This window comes from Streptomyces sp. NPDC046805 (genome assembly GCF_040645355.1).
Taxonomy (GTDB): Bacteria; Actinomycetota; Actinomycetes; order Streptomycetales; family Streptomycetaceae; genus Streptomyces.
Map to the genome: position 1 here is coordinate 18,169 of NZ_JBEYYC010000048.1, position 14,515 is coordinate 32,683.

Annotated in this window: 11 protein-coding genes and 2 pseudogenes; 7 read left to right on the forward strand and 6 right to left on the reverse strand. The window is 67.6% G+C overall.

Features of this window, described 5'->3' with window-relative positions; all coding sequences use genetic code 11:
* Position 1: 1 nt before the first annotated feature.
* The 3 genes and pseudogenes from ABZ910_RS33865 to ABZ910_RS33875 all read right to left on the reverse strand — a co-directional run bounded on the left by ABZ910_RS33865 (position 2) and on the right by ABZ910_RS33875 (position 2,660).
* The gene (locus ABZ910_RS33865) at positions 2-526 is read right to left on the reverse strand and encodes a (2Fe-2S)-binding protein (RefSeq protein ID WP_361372837.1); all 525 of its coding nucleotides are present in this window, start codon (positions 524-526) and stop codon (positions 2-4) included.
* 417 nt (positions 527-943) lie between these two features.
* A pseudogene (locus tag ABZ910_RS33870) lies at positions 944-1,367 on the reverse strand (SpoIIE family protein phosphatase).
* A gap of 144 nt (positions 1,368-1,511) precedes the next feature.
* Positions 1,512-2,660, reverse strand: a complete 1,149-nt coding sequence (locus ABZ910_RS33875; RefSeq protein WP_361372839.1) for a heme-binding protein — start codon at positions 2,658-2,660, stop codon at positions 1,512-1,514.
* Between the two features lie 129 nt (positions 2,661-2,789).
* Between ABZ910_RS33875 and ABZ910_RS33880 the strand changes: the two genes are divergently transcribed.
* The 6 genes and pseudogenes from ABZ910_RS33880 to ABZ910_RS33905 form a co-directional block, all read left to right on the forward strand.
* Positions 2,790-3,119 (forward strand): hypothetical protein, encoded by a 330-nt coding sequence (locus ABZ910_RS33880; protein ID WP_361372841.1) that lies wholly within the window; start codon positions 2,790-2,792, stop codon positions 3,117-3,119.
* A gap of 28 nt (positions 3,120-3,147) precedes the next feature.
* A complete protein-coding gene (nhaA, locus tag ABZ910_RS33885; RefSeq protein ID WP_361372843.1) occupies positions 3,148-5,031 on the forward strand; it encodes a Na+/H+ antiporter NhaA in 1,884 nt (627 codons plus the stop codon).
* Between the two features lie 65 nt (positions 5,032-5,096).
* The gene (locus ABZ910_RS33890) at positions 5,097-6,152 is read left to right on the forward strand and encodes a hypothetical protein (protein WP_361372845.1); all 1,056 of its coding nucleotides are present in this window, start codon (positions 5,097-5,099) and stop codon (positions 6,150-6,152) included.
* 419 nt (positions 6,153-6,571) lie between these two features.
* On the forward strand, positions 6,572-9,244 hold the full coding sequence (gene aceE / locus ABZ910_RS33895; RefSeq protein WP_361372847.1) for a pyruvate dehydrogenase (acetyl-transferring), homodimeric type: 2,673 nt from the start codon (positions 6,572-6,574) through the stop codon (positions 9,242-9,244).
* A 452-nt stretch (positions 9,245-9,696) separates the two neighbouring features.
* On the forward strand, positions 9,697-10,188 hold the full coding sequence (locus ABZ910_RS33900; RefSeq protein WP_361372849.1) for a hypothetical protein: 492 nt from the start codon (positions 9,697-9,699) through the stop codon (positions 10,186-10,188).
* 600 nt (positions 10,189-10,788) lie between these two features.
* Positions 10,789-11,601 (forward strand): annotated as a pseudogene (locus ABZ910_RS33905) (pirin-like C-terminal cupin domain-containing protein); the annotation flags it as partial.
* Between the two features lie 467 nt (positions 11,602-12,068).
* On the opposite strand, the gene ABZ910_RS33910 reads toward ABZ910_RS33905, so the two are convergent.
* The 3 genes from ABZ910_RS33910 to ABZ910_RS33920 form a co-directional block, all read right to left on the reverse strand.
* Positions 12,069-12,566, reverse strand: coding sequence for an ATP-binding protein (locus ABZ910_RS33910; RefSeq protein WP_361372851.1), 498 nt, complete (start codon positions 12,564-12,566; stop codon positions 12,069-12,071).
* A 431-nt stretch (positions 12,567-12,997) separates the two neighbouring features.
* A complete protein-coding gene (locus ABZ910_RS33915; protein ID WP_361372853.1) occupies positions 12,998-13,414 on the reverse strand; it encodes an SsgA family sporulation/cell division regulator in 417 nt (138 codons plus the stop codon).
* Between the two features lie 300 nt (positions 13,415-13,714).
* Complete coding sequence (locus tag ABZ910_RS33920) at positions 13,715-13,972, reverse strand: hypothetical protein (RefSeq protein ID WP_361372855.1); 258 nt, start codon at positions 13,970-13,972, stop codon at positions 13,715-13,717.
* 245 nt (positions 13,973-14,217) lie between these two features.
* On the opposite strand from ABZ910_RS33920, the gene ABZ910_RS33925 reads away from it, so the two are divergent.
* Entirely contained in the window at positions 14,218-14,430 is a 213-nt protein-coding gene (locus ABZ910_RS33925) for a GntR family transcriptional regulator (RefSeq protein ID WP_361372857.1), read from the forward strand.
* Positions 14,431-14,515: the final 85 nt, after the last annotated feature.

A 14,515-nucleotide genomic window follows, 5' to 3' on the forward strand; every position in this document is an offset into this window, starting at 1 on the left:
GTCAGGCTCCCGTCCGTGTCCGGGCGGCGGGCTCCGGTTCCATCGGGGTTCCCGCCACCTGGGCGATGGCGGCCACGATGTTGGAGTAGGCGCCGCAGCGGCACAGGTTGCCGCTCATGAACTCCCTGATCTCGTCGGCCGATTGGGTGTGTCCCTCCCGCATCAGGCCGGTGGCGGACATGATCTGCCCGGCCGTGCAGAACCCGCACTGGAAGCCGTCGTGGTCGATGAACGCCTGCTGGAGGGGATCCAGATCGTCCTCGCCACCGGGGGCGAGGCCCTCGATGGTGGTGATCTCCTTGCCGTCGTACAGCGCGGCCAGGGCCAGGCACGAGTTGATCCTGCGGCCGTCGGCGAGGACGGTGCACGCCCCGCACATGCCGAGTCCGCAGCCCTTCTTCGTGCCGGTCAGCCCGAGATGGTCCCGGAGGGCCTCCAGCAGGGTCGTGCGGCTGTCCAGGCCCGGCAGTTCGTGGCGTTCACCGTTCACCTGCAGGGTGACGTCGACTGTGGGGGTCGCGGTCATCGAGGCTCCTCACCAGCCCATCCCGCCCCGCCCGCTTCGCCCGCTCCGGGCAAGGGGCTCTCACCTGCGGTGATGTGGGGATGCAAGCACCGTTCCCCAGTATCGGCAGGGGATCACGGGGGCGCCATCGGAACGGTTCAGAGGAGTGTCGTGAGGTCGATCGGCGCTGGTACGGGGGGCCTGTGCGGCCCAGATGGTCTTGCCGTTCGGGCTGTGCCGGCTGCCCCAGCGGGTGGCGAGCTGGGCGACGAGGAAGAGTCCGCGTCCGCCCTCGTCCGTCCACAGGGCACGGCGCAGGCGCGGGTGGGTGCTGCTGGGGTCGCTCACCTCGCAGACAAGTACGTCCGCTGCGGATCAGCCGCAGCCCGACCGGACCGCCCGCATAGCGGACCGCGTTGGTGACCAGCTCGCTGATGATCAGCTCGGTGCTGAACGCCATGTCGTCCAGCCCCCGGCGAGTTGTCGGGCGGCGGCCTGCCGGGCGTCGGCCACGACGGCCGGGTCCGCGGTGAACTCCCAGCTCACGGTGTCGACCGCCGGGACGGCGCGGGTACGGGCCAGCAGCGGGGCGATGTCGTCGCGGGGCACGACGTCGCCGAGGCCGAAGATCAGCGCGCGGCTCGCCTCGCGCAGGGGCCGGCCGGGACGGCACGCCCCGGCCAGGTTCTCGGTCAGTTCGCTCATCCCGCGGTCGAGGTCGCCGTCGTCGCGTTCGATGAGGCCGTCGGTGTAGCGGGCAAGGACGCTGCCGGGTTCCAGTTCGACTGCGGTGGTCTCGAAGGGCCTCGGTGGTGCCGTCGGTCCGGACGAGGAAGGGTGGCGGGTGGTCGGCGCTGGCCATGGCGCACTGCCGGGTGACGGGGTCGTAGACGGCGTACAGGCAGGTGGCGCCGACGAGGCTGCCCGAGTCGGCGTTTTTCCCCGGCGGCAGGTCGTGGCCACGAAGGAGCACCTGGGCGGATCTGGCAGCGCCCGCACGAAGGAGTCAGCCGAAGCTCTTGCGTAGCGTGGCAACCGAGATGTGTGGCCAGCCGACGATGCCGTGCTTCGGCATCAGCAGGATCCGGAAGTTGATGACGCACATCTGGGCGTATTGGAGCTGCATCAGGGTCGGCCACTGGGGGTGGGTGAGTCTTTCGATCCAAAGCGTCGCGTAGACCAGGGTCGTTTCGGCGTTCGGTCCCATGTCGCCGGTGGGTACACCGCCGAGCAGAAACGGCGAATTGGTCAGGCCGCCATTGGTGTTCGCCGGAGTCACGGTGGTGTACGGGCCGTAGGGGTCGTTGCGATGTTTGCGGAACCCCACCTTGGCTTGTGTCATGACATTGATCGCGACGCCCTCGAAGGTGTAACCGTCTGCGACCTGTTGGCGGACGACGGACTGTAGGAGGGTGATCGGGTCGTTGACGACGTCCTGCATCGGGACGCCAAGGATTTCAGTGGGCAACGGTGGATCTGGAGGGTTGGTGTCGTATGGGCTGCGCGGGTTCGTGGGCCCCTCCGGGATCGCGAGGTTGTATTGCTGGAAGGGCTTGAGCCGTTCGGTGCGGGAGGTGCCCGCCTCGGAGGTGCCGGGCGCGTTCATGATGGCCTCGGCGGGTGGTTGCACACCGGTGATCGGGGTGCTGTTGAAGGACAAGTAGTCGGAGAACGCGTAGGGAACCTCGGCCGTGGGGAGTACAGGTGGCTTCCCAGAGAAATGGATTGCAGCGCCCTGCGCGAGCAGGGTGTTGCCGTGTGGGATCGAAGCCATCCGGTAGATGATGTCGCCGTTCGGCGGCGGCTGCTCGGGCGGGTAATCGGTTGGCGGCTGGATCATCCACATTCCTGGCTCGATGTGCAGCGCGCTGCCTGTGGCCTTGTCCCGTACCTTGTGCAGGTAGGTGACCCCGTACAGATCGACTCCGTCGCCCCCGCAGGCCCGGTTAGGGACCGGGGAGCCGATCGGGGTCACATCGTAGGTTTCATCGGTTTGGTTGAGCTGGAGGTAGAGGTTCGCGTGCCCTGAGAAATCGGGGCGCGCAATGAGGTTGAAGCCCGAACCCTGCCATGAACCTGCCAACTCGTTCAGCAGACCCAGTTGCTGCCGCACGCCGTCGTAGTCCGGGCTGTACCTGACCGATGAAGCCGCCACTGGCTGTCTCCTGTCCGGTCTTGCTTTGGTGTCAGACCTCTCATGTCGCGGTGCTCGCGTTGGAGGCATCGGCTTCAACACCTTCGCCTGCCTGGTTGGTCCTATCTGCTCTCCTGGCCGCGTGACACCGTGAGCACATCCACCTACGTGAAGGGGCTGGCCGCGCCACTGATGTTGGGTGTCTTATATCCCGACTTGCAAGCCGGCTGTCCGCCGCCCTACGTCCGCGACGGTGTACCGGCAGCCCAGTTCACCGCGAGCCCGACGGGTCCGCAACCGCACGTCCCGCTCGGGTTCACCCCAGGCGAGCTCATTGGCTGCGTGTCGGGCGAACTCGGGTTGCGCGACTACCTGGGAAGCAACGGCCACGGGTTCACCATGTTCGCTCACGGCCGGCTCGGCAGGCGCGATGCCCGTGTCTGGCGGAGTCTGGAGGAACCCCGCGCTTCCTCCGTGTGACCTGCGAGCACCGAAGATGATCACCGATATGACCGGCGCCACCCCGTCGGGGACCGGGCACACCGCCTGCTCGAAGTCCCTGCACACTCCGCTGCGGGACTTTCTGCGCACCGAGACCGGCAGTGCGCTCGTGCTGGTGGTGGCTGTGCTCGCTGCGCTGGTGTGGGCCGGTTTCGCGCCGAGCGTCTACGAGGGCGTCTGGACGACGCGGTTGTCAGTCAGCGCGGGCTCCGCCGGGCTCGGTCTGAACATGCGCGGCTGGATCAACAGCGGCCTGATGGCTCTGTTCTTCTTCGTGGTCGGCCTGGAGGCACGCCGCGAGTTCGACATGGGCGAGCTGCGCGAGCGCCGCCGAGTCGCACTCCCCTTGGCCGCGGGCCTCACCGGGATGGTCGTCCCCATCCTGATCTTCCTGGCCTTCGCCGGCGGGCACGGTGCAGGTCATGGGTGGGGCGCGGCGATGTCCACGGACACCGCGTTCGCCCTCGGGACCCTGGCTCTGCTGGGGCGGCGCCTGCCGTCGGCGCTGCGCACCTTTCTGTTGACGGTGTCCGTGGTCGACGACTTCGTCGCCCTCGCGGTCATCGCCTTCGCCTACAGCGGCAGCATCTCCTGGCCGGCGCTCCTCGCCGCTGCGGCCGTCTTCGCGGTGGCGTTGTTCCTGCGCAGGGCGGCCGTCCGCAACGGCGTGGTCTACGCGGTGGCGGCGGCCTGCGTCTGGGTGGCGCTGCTGGAATCGGGTGTCGATCCCGTCGTCACCGGTCTGGCGTTCGGGCTGCTCACCTACGCCTACCCCGCATCGCGGAGTGAGCTGGAGCGGGCCACCGGGCTGTTCCGGCTCTTCCGGGAACAGCCCACGCCGGAGCTGGAGCGGAGCCTGCGCCAGGGCCTGGCCGCCGCGATCTCGCCGAACGAGCGGCTCCAGCAGCTCTTCCATCCGTGGACCAGCTACGTCGTCGTGCCCCTGTTCGCCCTGGCCAACGCCGGCATCCACGTGAGCTGGAGCGGGCTCGTCCACAGCCTCGGCTCGCCGGTCACCCTGGGCATCCTGGTCGCCTACGTCGTGGGCAAGCCGCTGGGTATCTTCGTGGCCGAGTTCGTCACCACCCGGGTGAGCCGTGGCCGGCTGCGTCCGCAGGTCGGATGGGGCTCGGTCCTCGCGGGCGGGACCGCGGCAGGGGTGGGCTTCACCGTCTCCCTCCTGATCGCCACGCTCGCTTTCACCGGCGAGGGGCTGACCCAGGCGAAGGTCGGCGTCCTCGCCACCGTGCCGGTCTCTCTCCTGCTGACCTGGGTGATCACCGGTCTCGTCCACGCGCTGCCGCACATCGGCCGCGCCCGGGCGCTGCTGGGGACGGCCGAGGGCATCACGGACCTGGCAGTGCCCGTGGACCGGGACCGCGACCATGTGCGCGGCCCCCGTGACGCCCCGGTCACCGTGGTCGAGTACGGCGACTTCGAGTGCCCGTACTGTGGCCAGGCGGAGCCCGCCCTGCGCGACCTGCTCGCGGGCGTCGACGACGTCAGCTACGTCTGGCGCCATCTACCGCTTAACGACGTGCACCCGCATGCCCAGCTGGCCGCCGAGGCCACGGAGGCTGCGGCCCGGCAGGGCGCCTTCTGGCCCATGCACGACGTCCTCCTCACGCACCAGGGCGCCCTGCGCGTGTCCGACCTGCTGCGCTACGCCGAGGAGCTGGGGCTGGACACCGCCCGCTTCGAACGGGACCTGCGCACTCACGCGGGAGCCGCCCGATTGGCCGAGGACGTCGAGTCGGCCGACCTCAGCGGGGTCGCGGGGACACCGACCTTCTTCGTCAACGGCCGGCTGCACCGCGGCCCCTACGACCTGAGCGGTCTCGCCAAGGCGGTCCGGAGCGCCCGGGAACGCGCCGCCCTGACCGCGGGCTGACCCCCGCCGCACCGGTCCTTCCCTCAGGCGAGGCGACGACCTTCACCTACGACCGCAACTGGCTGATGTCGGCGAACGTCGACGGCACCGCGGTGCAGCACCACTACGACGCCTACGGCCGCGCCGAGTCCACCACGGGCGTCGGCGAAGTCATCGAGCGCAACACCTACGACGGCTTCGACCACGTGGTCAAGGACCAGCGGATCCTGCCGGACGGCGGCCAGGCGGTGACGGACTACTCCTTCGACGCCCTGGACCGCACCACGCCCAAGACCACAAGCAAGGGAACCACCACCTTCAACTGCCTCGGAACCTCAAGCGAAACGCTCAGTGAGGCCGTCGCCGGCGAGGTGACGAAGTCGTACCAGTCCAGCCCGTGGGGTCAGCGGCTCGGCCAGGCCAAGCACAACACCGACGGCACCGAAGAACTCGGCGTGTACGGATACAACGCACACGGTAACGTCGACACCCTGACCGGCTCGGGTGGCGGCACCAACGCCACCTACGGATACACCGTCTACGGCAGCGACGACGACTCCGAGTTCACGAGGATCGACAAGCCCGTCGTCACCGATCCGACCAAGGAGCCCTACATCGCCTATCGGTCAAGGGCAAACGCTGGGACGTGGACTCGCAAACCTACGACATGGGATTCCGCGACTACCGGCCCGACCTCAACCGCTTCGCGCGGTGGTACCGAGGATCCGGATGCGCCTCGTGGAGTGCTCGATGGCCGCGAAGACGTGCGCAACAGTCCGCCACAGCGTATTCACCCCGGGGCCAGCACCGGCATAACGTGTGGTCAGACCCTCGACCTGCTCAACGAACGTACGCCGCCCGCAATCGGAGGTATCGCAGAAGAACCGCCGGACCTCCAGCTTCACCACCGCGCGGCGCCTGCCAACGGGACACTCGGCGAGCTGCCGCCCGTAACGGCTGTGCACCCGACGCGAGGCAGTCGCGCAGTCCCGGCACCTCAACTCCGTTACGGCGCTGTGGGCTTCGGCCGCAACGACCCCGCTCACCTCGGACAACCGGTCCAGCACCATCCTCACGGCGTTCGGGAACAGCGCGTCCTTCAACTCGCACAGAACCCCATGAACAGGGCGTTCCCGCCATGAAGCACGGAGCGTGAACTACGCGATCGTGACACGGCAGCCGGCAAGGCGCCGTGGGTGGCGCCCGACGATCTGTGAGACGACGGTGTTTCCTGTTCGCTGCGATGGTGTGGAGAGTCGGCCTCACCGTGGTCGTAATCCGCAGCAGCTTTCGCACGCCATGCCGTTTTCTGCGGCAGCGCCAGCAGCCCTGGCGGTCACAGCGGATCAAGCCCAGCCGGCGCACTGGCGCGGCGCCCCGGACAGCCCCCTTCTGCTGATCGTTCGTACCCCCGACACTACGCCGACTACCGCGTGAAGTTTTACCTTCAACTACTTTGATCGATCATCGATCGACCGTAGTGTGCTTCTCAGTCTCACCGGCTCTGCCTGTTGGGCCGGGCCACTGCGAAAGACGGGGAACCACTCGGAAGGCGGCCGCCATGACCCATGCCGTAAGCAAGCAGTCGAGCGGACTCGACCAGCTGCCGGATCGCGATCCCGAAGAGACAGCCGAGTGGGCGTCTTCGCTCGACGCCGTCGCCAAGGCTGCTGGGCCCTTCCGCGCCGCTTACCTGCTGCGGCGGACCTTGGAGCATGCCGACAGCAACGGAATCGCCCTGCCGAAGCTGCTGGAGACGGACTGCGTCAACACCATCCCCACCCTCGCGGAACCGCCCTTCGACGGAGACGAGGAGATGGAGCGGCGCATCACCGCCTGGAATCGCTGGAACGCGGCTGCGATGGTGACCCGCGGCAGCCGCTTCGGCGTAGGGGGGCACGTGGCCACTTACGCATCCGCTGCCTGGCTCTACGAGATCGGCTTCAACCACTTCTTCCGCGGCAAGGCGAGCGACGGCTCAGGCGACCAGCTCTACGTTCAGGGTCACGCCTCGCCCGGCATCTACGCCCGTGCCTTTCTCGACGGTCGTCTGACCGAGGAGCACCTGGACCACTTCCGTCGGGAGGCCGGCGGCCATGGCCTGCCCTCCTACCCGCACCCCCGTCGCCTGCCGTGGCTGTGGGAGTTCCCGACCGTGTCGATGGGCCTGGGCCCGCTCTCCGCCATCTACCAGGCCCGGTTCAACCGCTACCTGCACCACCGCGGGATCAAGGACACATCCCGGTCTCATATCTGGGCCTTCCTCGGTGATGGTGAGATGGACGAGCCCGAGTCGACCGCCGCTCTTGCTCTGGCCGGGCGTGAGCAGCTCGACAACCTCACCTTCGTCATCAACTGCAACCTGCAGCGCCTCGACGGCCCCGTCCGCTCCAACTTCAAGATCGTGCAGGAGCTGGAGGCCCAGTTCCGAGCCGCCGGTTGGAATGTGGTCAAGTCCCTCTGGGGCTCCGCCTGGGACGAGTTGTTCGCCCTGGACACCACCGGCGCACTGGTCCGTCGCCTGCGTGCCGTCCCGGACGGCCAGTTCCAGACATATGCCGCGCGTGACGTCGCCTACATCCGCGAGCACTTCTTCGGAGCGGACCCGGCCCTCGCGGAGATGGCCAAGGTGCTGACCGATGCCAAGATCGCGGAGTGCTTTCACACATCGCGCGGGGGCCATGAAGCCCGCAAGGTGTACGCGGCGTACCGGACGGCTGTTGAGTTCAAGGGTGCGCCGACCGTGATACTGGCCCAGACGGTGAAGGGCTGGACGCTCGGGCCCGGTTTCGAGTCTCGCAACGCGAACCATCAGATGAAGAAGTTGTCCGGCAAGGAGTTCCGCGCCATGCGGGATCTGCTGGAGCTGCCGATCCCGGACTCGAAGCTGGACGACGACCTCGTACCGTATGGCCACCCGGGCCCCGATGCCCCGGAAGTCCGTTACCTGCAGGAGCGCCGCGCCGCGCTGGGCGGCCCGATCCCGGCCCGGCGCATCCATCCGGCGGCTGCCCTGCCTGATCCGCCCGTCAAGCCCTTCGAGGCTCTGGCCAAGGGGTCCGGTAACCAGGAGATCGCCACCACCATGGCGTTCGTTCGCTTGGTCAAGGATCTGATGCGAGACGAAGAGACCGGCAAGCGATGGGTGCCGATCGTCCCGGACGAGGCCCGCACCTTCGGCATGGAATCACTTTTCCCGACTGCCGGGATCTACTCGCCACGAGGCCAGACGTACGATCCGGTCGACCGTGACCAGCTCCTGCATTACAAGGAAGCGCTGGGCGGCCAGATTCTCAACGAGGGGATCACCGAAGCCGGCGCCATGGCCGACTTCATCGCCGCGGCAACGTCGTACGCGACCCACGGCGAGCCCATGATTCCCTTCTACATCTTCTACTCGATGTTCGGCTGGCAACGCACTGCCGACCAGATGTGGCAGCTCGCCGACCAACTCGGCCGGGGATTCCTCATCGGGGCAACGGCGGGCCGCACAACGATGACCGGTGAGGGACTCCAGCACGCCGACGGCCATTCGCATCTCATCGCCTCGACCAATCCGGCGGTAGTGGCCTATGACCCGGCGTTCGCGTACGAGGTCGCCGTGATCGTCAGGGACGGCCTGAAGCGGATGTTCGGGCCGGACGCCGAAGACGTCTTCTACTACCTCACGGTCTACAACGAAACCAAACCCCAACCCCCCATACCGGACGGAGTTGAGAAGGGCATCGTCAAGGGCCTGTACCGCTTCAAGGAAGGCACTGCGCCCTCGGCCGATTCCCCCCGTCTCCAACTGCTGGCCTCCGGCACGGCGATTCACTGGGCCCTGGAAGCCCAGGAACTGCTCTCCGCCGACTGGGGCGTGACCGCCGACGTGTGGTCCGCCACTTCGTGGAGCGAGTTGCGCCGCGACGCCCTGTCCTGCGACGCAGCGCGACTGGGCGGCGAGGACCGCATTCCGTACATCGTGGAGGCCCTGGCAGGCGCCCCCGGGCCTGTACTTGCGGTGAGCGACTGGATGCGTCAAGTGCCGGACCAGATCAGTCAGTGGGTCGAGCAGGACTACAGCTCGCTCGGCACGGACGGCTTCGGTCTCTCCGACACCCGCGAGGCGGTCCGCCGTCACTTCGGGGTGGATGCGCAGTCGATCGTGGTCGCCGCCCTCGCCCGGCTGGCCCACCGTGGTGAGGTCAAGCCGCAGACCGTTCAGCAGGCCCGTGAGCGGTACGGACTGTGAATCGCGCTTGATCCGCTGCGACCGGCATCGGAGGGCGGCCGACAGGCTCTGAAGCGCATGCCGGCGAATGGCTTCTGCGGTCGCAGAGGAATCGGCGCACCCGGAGCCGGATCACCATCCGGCGGGGCTCAACGGCGGCTCGTCCGGAGCGGGTTGACACGAACTGTGCACGTGTCAGGCCTGCTTCCGGCAGCAGTCGCTGACGCCCTTCACTCGCAGGTCGATCCTGGTGAAACAGAACATCCCCGCCCGGTCGCGCGACGCCTTCTGCTGGAGCGGAGACAGGGGCTGCCGGAACATTCCGACGCAACGACTTTCCGGACATGACACACCTCACTCCGAAAGTAGTAAACGATTCAACTACTTCGGAGTACTGTCGTCAGTGTCTGATGCAAGGCAATCCACCGCGGTCCGTTTTCCGCAGGTCGCGGGATGAGCAAGGAGGAAAGATCATGGCGTACAAGATTGCGCGTCGAGCCGCCGCTGCGGCCGCTGCCGCGACGGTCGCAGCGGCCGGGCTCCTCGCCGCAGGGGGTTCCGCCTCGGCAGCGACCCTCCCGACCGGCGACCGGACTGCCGTCGTTTCCCAGTCCACGTGGATCGACAAGAGCCGTGACACGGACTGGCGCGGCCACTGGGGCGACGGCCAGGGCCGCTACGACCAGGATGGTCGTGGTTACTGGGTTCGCGACGACGACGGTCGCGTCTATTGGGTCCGTGACGACGACGCTCGGTTCCTCTGGGTCCTCGGTCAGATCTACTGGGTCCGGGACCACGATGGACGTCATTACTGGGTCCGTGAGCACGCGGGTCGTTCGTACCGCTGGGACGGCGACCGCTGGTTCCAGTGGAATGCGGCGGGCACCGACTTCGACCACGGTCGGAAGTACAGCGACGATGGGGCCTCGCATCATCGGGAGGGTGACGGCTGGTCGCGGGGCTGACGCCGACGTCGGCTTCCCTCTGGACCTGTTGCTCTACGATCTCCTGAGCCCGTGTCGGATATGTGGTGCGCAGGGGTGGGAACGGGCAGGCCGGGCCAGTTCGCAGGAGGCACGCTCGACAGTGGGCCTTCGGTAGGTGCGCGAGTCGGCTATCGCAGCGTCAGGAGATTTTGGCCGGCCCCACATCACGTCTGGCGCCGGCCTCGGCCCCTGCTCCTCCTGTTGGAGTGCAGCAGTCATCCTCCGCACTGAACGGTCGAGAGCCGCGGCGGTGCCTTCTGCAACGTCTTCGGAATGTGTACGGCGAAGAGCCTGCGCCTGTCCGTCCGCCTCGATCCTGACTACGGCGGTGCCGACACCCGCTGCTGTCCATGGCGCCGCCATGACCTGACGCGCTTGGCCGTCGTTGGCCGCCGATGCGCGGAGGCGCGAGCTGCATCCAGGACAGTTCGCCACTCGACCTGCCGCAAGGGAAGCCGTTTGGCGGCCGGTGGCGAGACCGTCACCGCCCATCGGTAGCTGGAGGGGGAGGATTTCGAGGTCCGTCGTCTCTTCCGGGTATGGACCTGCGGCTGGCCGACTGGGCGCGGTGGCGTACGGGCCGGGGGAAGCCAAGGGGCCCCGTGGCATCCGCACCGCGGCTTCGAGACCGTCACCTACATGATCGACGGCGCATTCGAGCACCAGGACTCCACCGGCGGCGGAGGACTGATCACCGAGGGCGCCACCCAGTGGATGACCGCCGGCGCCGGGGTGCTGCATTCCGAGCTTCCGCCGCAGGAGTTCGTCGCCCGTGGCGGCCTGTTCCACGGCGTGCAGCTGTGGGTCGACTTGCCCAAGGCGCTGAAGTGGACCCCGGCCCGCTACCAGGACATCGGCGCGCACGAGACCGTGCTGCTCTCCAGCGATGACGGCGGCAGCCTGCTGCGCGTCATAGCCGGCGAGCTTGACGGCCACCGCGGGCCGGGCGTCACCCGCACCCCGATCAGCTACGTCCACGCGACCGTCAGCCCCGGTGCGCAACTCGCGCTGCCCTGGCCGGAGCAGTTCAACGCGCTGGTGTATGTCCTGGCCGGGCGCGGCACCGTCGGCGCCGAGCAGCGCCCGCTGGCCGGGGGGCAGCTCGCAGTCCTCGGCCCGGGGCAGGTCCTGACCCTGCGGGCATCGACGATCCAGGACTACCACGGCAGCCGCACTGGCTGGGAGGTGCTGCTGTTGGGCGGTCTGCCGATCCGCGAGCTAATCGCCCGCTACGGCCCCTTCGTGATGAACACCAAGGCCGAAATCCGCCAGGCCATGGAGGACTTCCGGGCCGGCCGCCTCGGAACCACCGCCCCCGAGGAACTGCCCCACCTCACCGCAGCTGACGAGAGCCTTCCGGCCGCCCCGGAGGCCCACGAAGCACGGACGTGAATCCGGTGCGCGACAACCGCCACGCTGACAGAGGGCTGGAGGCTGAGGGTGGGGGCTGCGGCAGATCACCGGCCAGACAGGCCTGTCGCACGAGAAGGCTGGACGCCGAAGCGGGGTGGTCACTGGCGTGCCACGTGCACTGCCGGAGGAATACGGCAACCGGCGAGGTGTCTACAACCGACTGCGGATGCGGCCTGTCGACGGCACCTTGGGAACGGGGCTTCACCGCCAAAGGGGGGCCCTGCCCGGGGAGCGGTCGCGGCGCCATAGGCGGTCCCGCGGCGAGCTGACCACGAAATCGACTTCGCTGCCGATGTCCGCTGCCGACCGCCTGCTGAAGCCAAACGAAAGCCCCGCGGTGTTCCGGGGTGTATTGACCGGGACGGTTGACCGGGTTTCCAGTCGCGGCCGGGCTCGGGGCGGCTCACAGTGGCCCCTGACCCGAATCTGTGCGCCGGGCCGCTTCCTCATGGCACGGCTATCTCCACCCAGTGCAATGCGCCACCCATGGCACATTGCACCGTGCCGTGGTCGGACGCGAGCGCGTCTATCACCAGAGTGCCGCGGCCCTGCTCATCGGCCGGGCGGTCTGAGCAGACGGAGGCGTCGCCGGACGGCCCGCCATCAGCGACTTCCACGCGTACGTGCGCCCGCCCGTCACGGGAGAGTATCCGCCAGGTGATGCGGATGTCCGGCCGGGCGTGGCACACGGCGTTGGTGACCAGCTCAGAGACGACCACCTCCACGCTGGCGGCGTAGTCCCCGTTCAGCCCCCAGCGGTCCAGCAGCCGCCGGGTCATCCTCCGGGCCCGGGTCGGCGCGGAGAGCGAGTGCGGCAGTGGGCAGGTGAGCGACCGGTCGGCCCGGCTGCGGGCGGACATCCCGGGCCGGCGCATGGTCGCGGCGCCGGCCAGGACGGGCAGGCCCGGAGCCTGGGCTCGGAACTGATTCTTCTTGCCTGTCACTGTTCACCAGCCTTTCGCCGCTTCCGGGCTTCCGGCAGCGGATGTGGTGCGGTGTGCGTCCACCATAACAATGTTTGCGCAATCACCATTCCGGCATTTATTGAGGCGGAGGCCCGCGGAGGGCGCGGCCTTGTCATTCGCCCCCGGCGGAGAGGACGACGCGCGCGGTGCCGTGATCCGCTTGGCCGAAGGCCGGAAGCTGATCCGCACGCGGCCCAGGTAGTGGCAGGTAGGGGAGGGGCGGATCGACGACCCGCCGATGGCGTGCCTGTCTGTGGACCGATTGAGCCGACCCCGTGGGAGTCGCCTGCGTCATCACCGGTCCACGGTGGCGGCAGCCAGTGGATCAGGGTGGAGATGGGTGGGGCGGCCACGGAAGTGCGGCAGACGCCAGCAAGGTGAGGGAGCGTAAGGCGCGGCTCGGTAGGGCGTTACACGGCTCCGTGCAGCAGCCGTGAAACTTCGGCGTCCAGGTCGAGTTCTTCGCCCTCTCGGCCCGCGGGTACCAGAAGGTACGTGCGCTTCAGCCACTCGGCCACCGCCGGGAGCGGAGCTCTGAGGCGGGCGCGTCCGTGAGGCGAGGACAGGGTCAGGTTCAGCACGGCGGCCGCTCCGCTGCCGCTCGGCCAGAATCGTACGTCTCCCTCTCCACTCGGTTCGCGGGTGCCCTGCGACATTAGGTCGCGGGCGAACACCCACAGGACCGGGCTCGAGGTGCCGGCGTAAAAGGTGACGTGCACGGTGAACGGGTCACGCCGCCGATACCTCAGGCGGGTTTGCACTGCGACCGGCTCTTCTGGTGTGAGCAGGAGCTCCATGTGCAGCATGTGATCTATGTAGTCGGTCATGGCTCGAACTCTCTGATGTGGCTTCGGCAGTCCGGAACGGCTCGGTGGAACGTGTTGCACGCCACCACGTAGCGCACACTGAGGCCGCTCGGCGTAACTGCTGCTTGCGGAATGAGGGTTGGCGCGCAACACCTGCTGTCCGGGGGAGGGGCGGCACCCCATTTCGTCATCGCTGCTGTCCCTTGAGCGACCGGGAAGGCCGCCCCAGCTGTGTGGTGTGATGCGTTCACAGTGCTGCGGTAGCCATCGGCACGCTCCGTGGCGCGCTGACTTCCGAATGGAACTGTGGTGGTTCTCGTGTCAGTGGTCCCGGTGAGGAAGGCTGTGATCACGGACCCAGCTGATCTGATCGAGGACCCAGGTACGGCGAGCGTCGTCGCCGGCTACTCCAGAACACCGGTCCCTGTCGTGGCTGTCGGAGATTCGGACGAGGCCGGACTGCTCGTCGCTGGGAAGTGCCGTCGCCGAGGCGGTGCCACCTACGGCGAGGAGTCCTGCCACGGCGACAGTCACGGAGACGGCCACGCCGGCGGTCCGGCGCGCAATCCTGGGTGTCATGAGCCATCCTCCTTACTCACCCCACGATCTGTGAACGGATCGTGGTGGTCTGCCCTTTGAAGTGGGCATTGGCGACATTACTCCAAAGTCGTTGAATGGTTAACTAGTCTTCATGTGAGGTCTGTCATGTCCTGAAAGTTGTTGCGTTCGAAATATTTCCGTCTGCCGTTTGTGGCGTCTACTTTCTACGATCTGCAGAATTTTCGAATTTGTTTGGTTGATTCGATGCTTGATGGAGTTGTGGCATGGTGGTCAAGGGCGGTAAGCAGACGCTGAGCGACGACATCCGTGCCCGTCTGCGCGCGGACATTCTCAGTGGGCGGTTGCTGCCCGGGAGTCGGTTGAAGTTTCCTGTGCTCAGTGCGCGTTATGACGTGAGCGTGAGTGTGCTCCGGGAAGCTCTCGTACGGCTGGCCGAGCAGGGACTCGTGCAGTCCGAACCCCACCAGGGGTTGTGAGCTGCTACTGCATAACAGCGCTCAAGTGTGTTGTCGCGAGCATGAGTGAGTGCTCACGACTCGGGTGGACGCTTCTGGTTGGAGA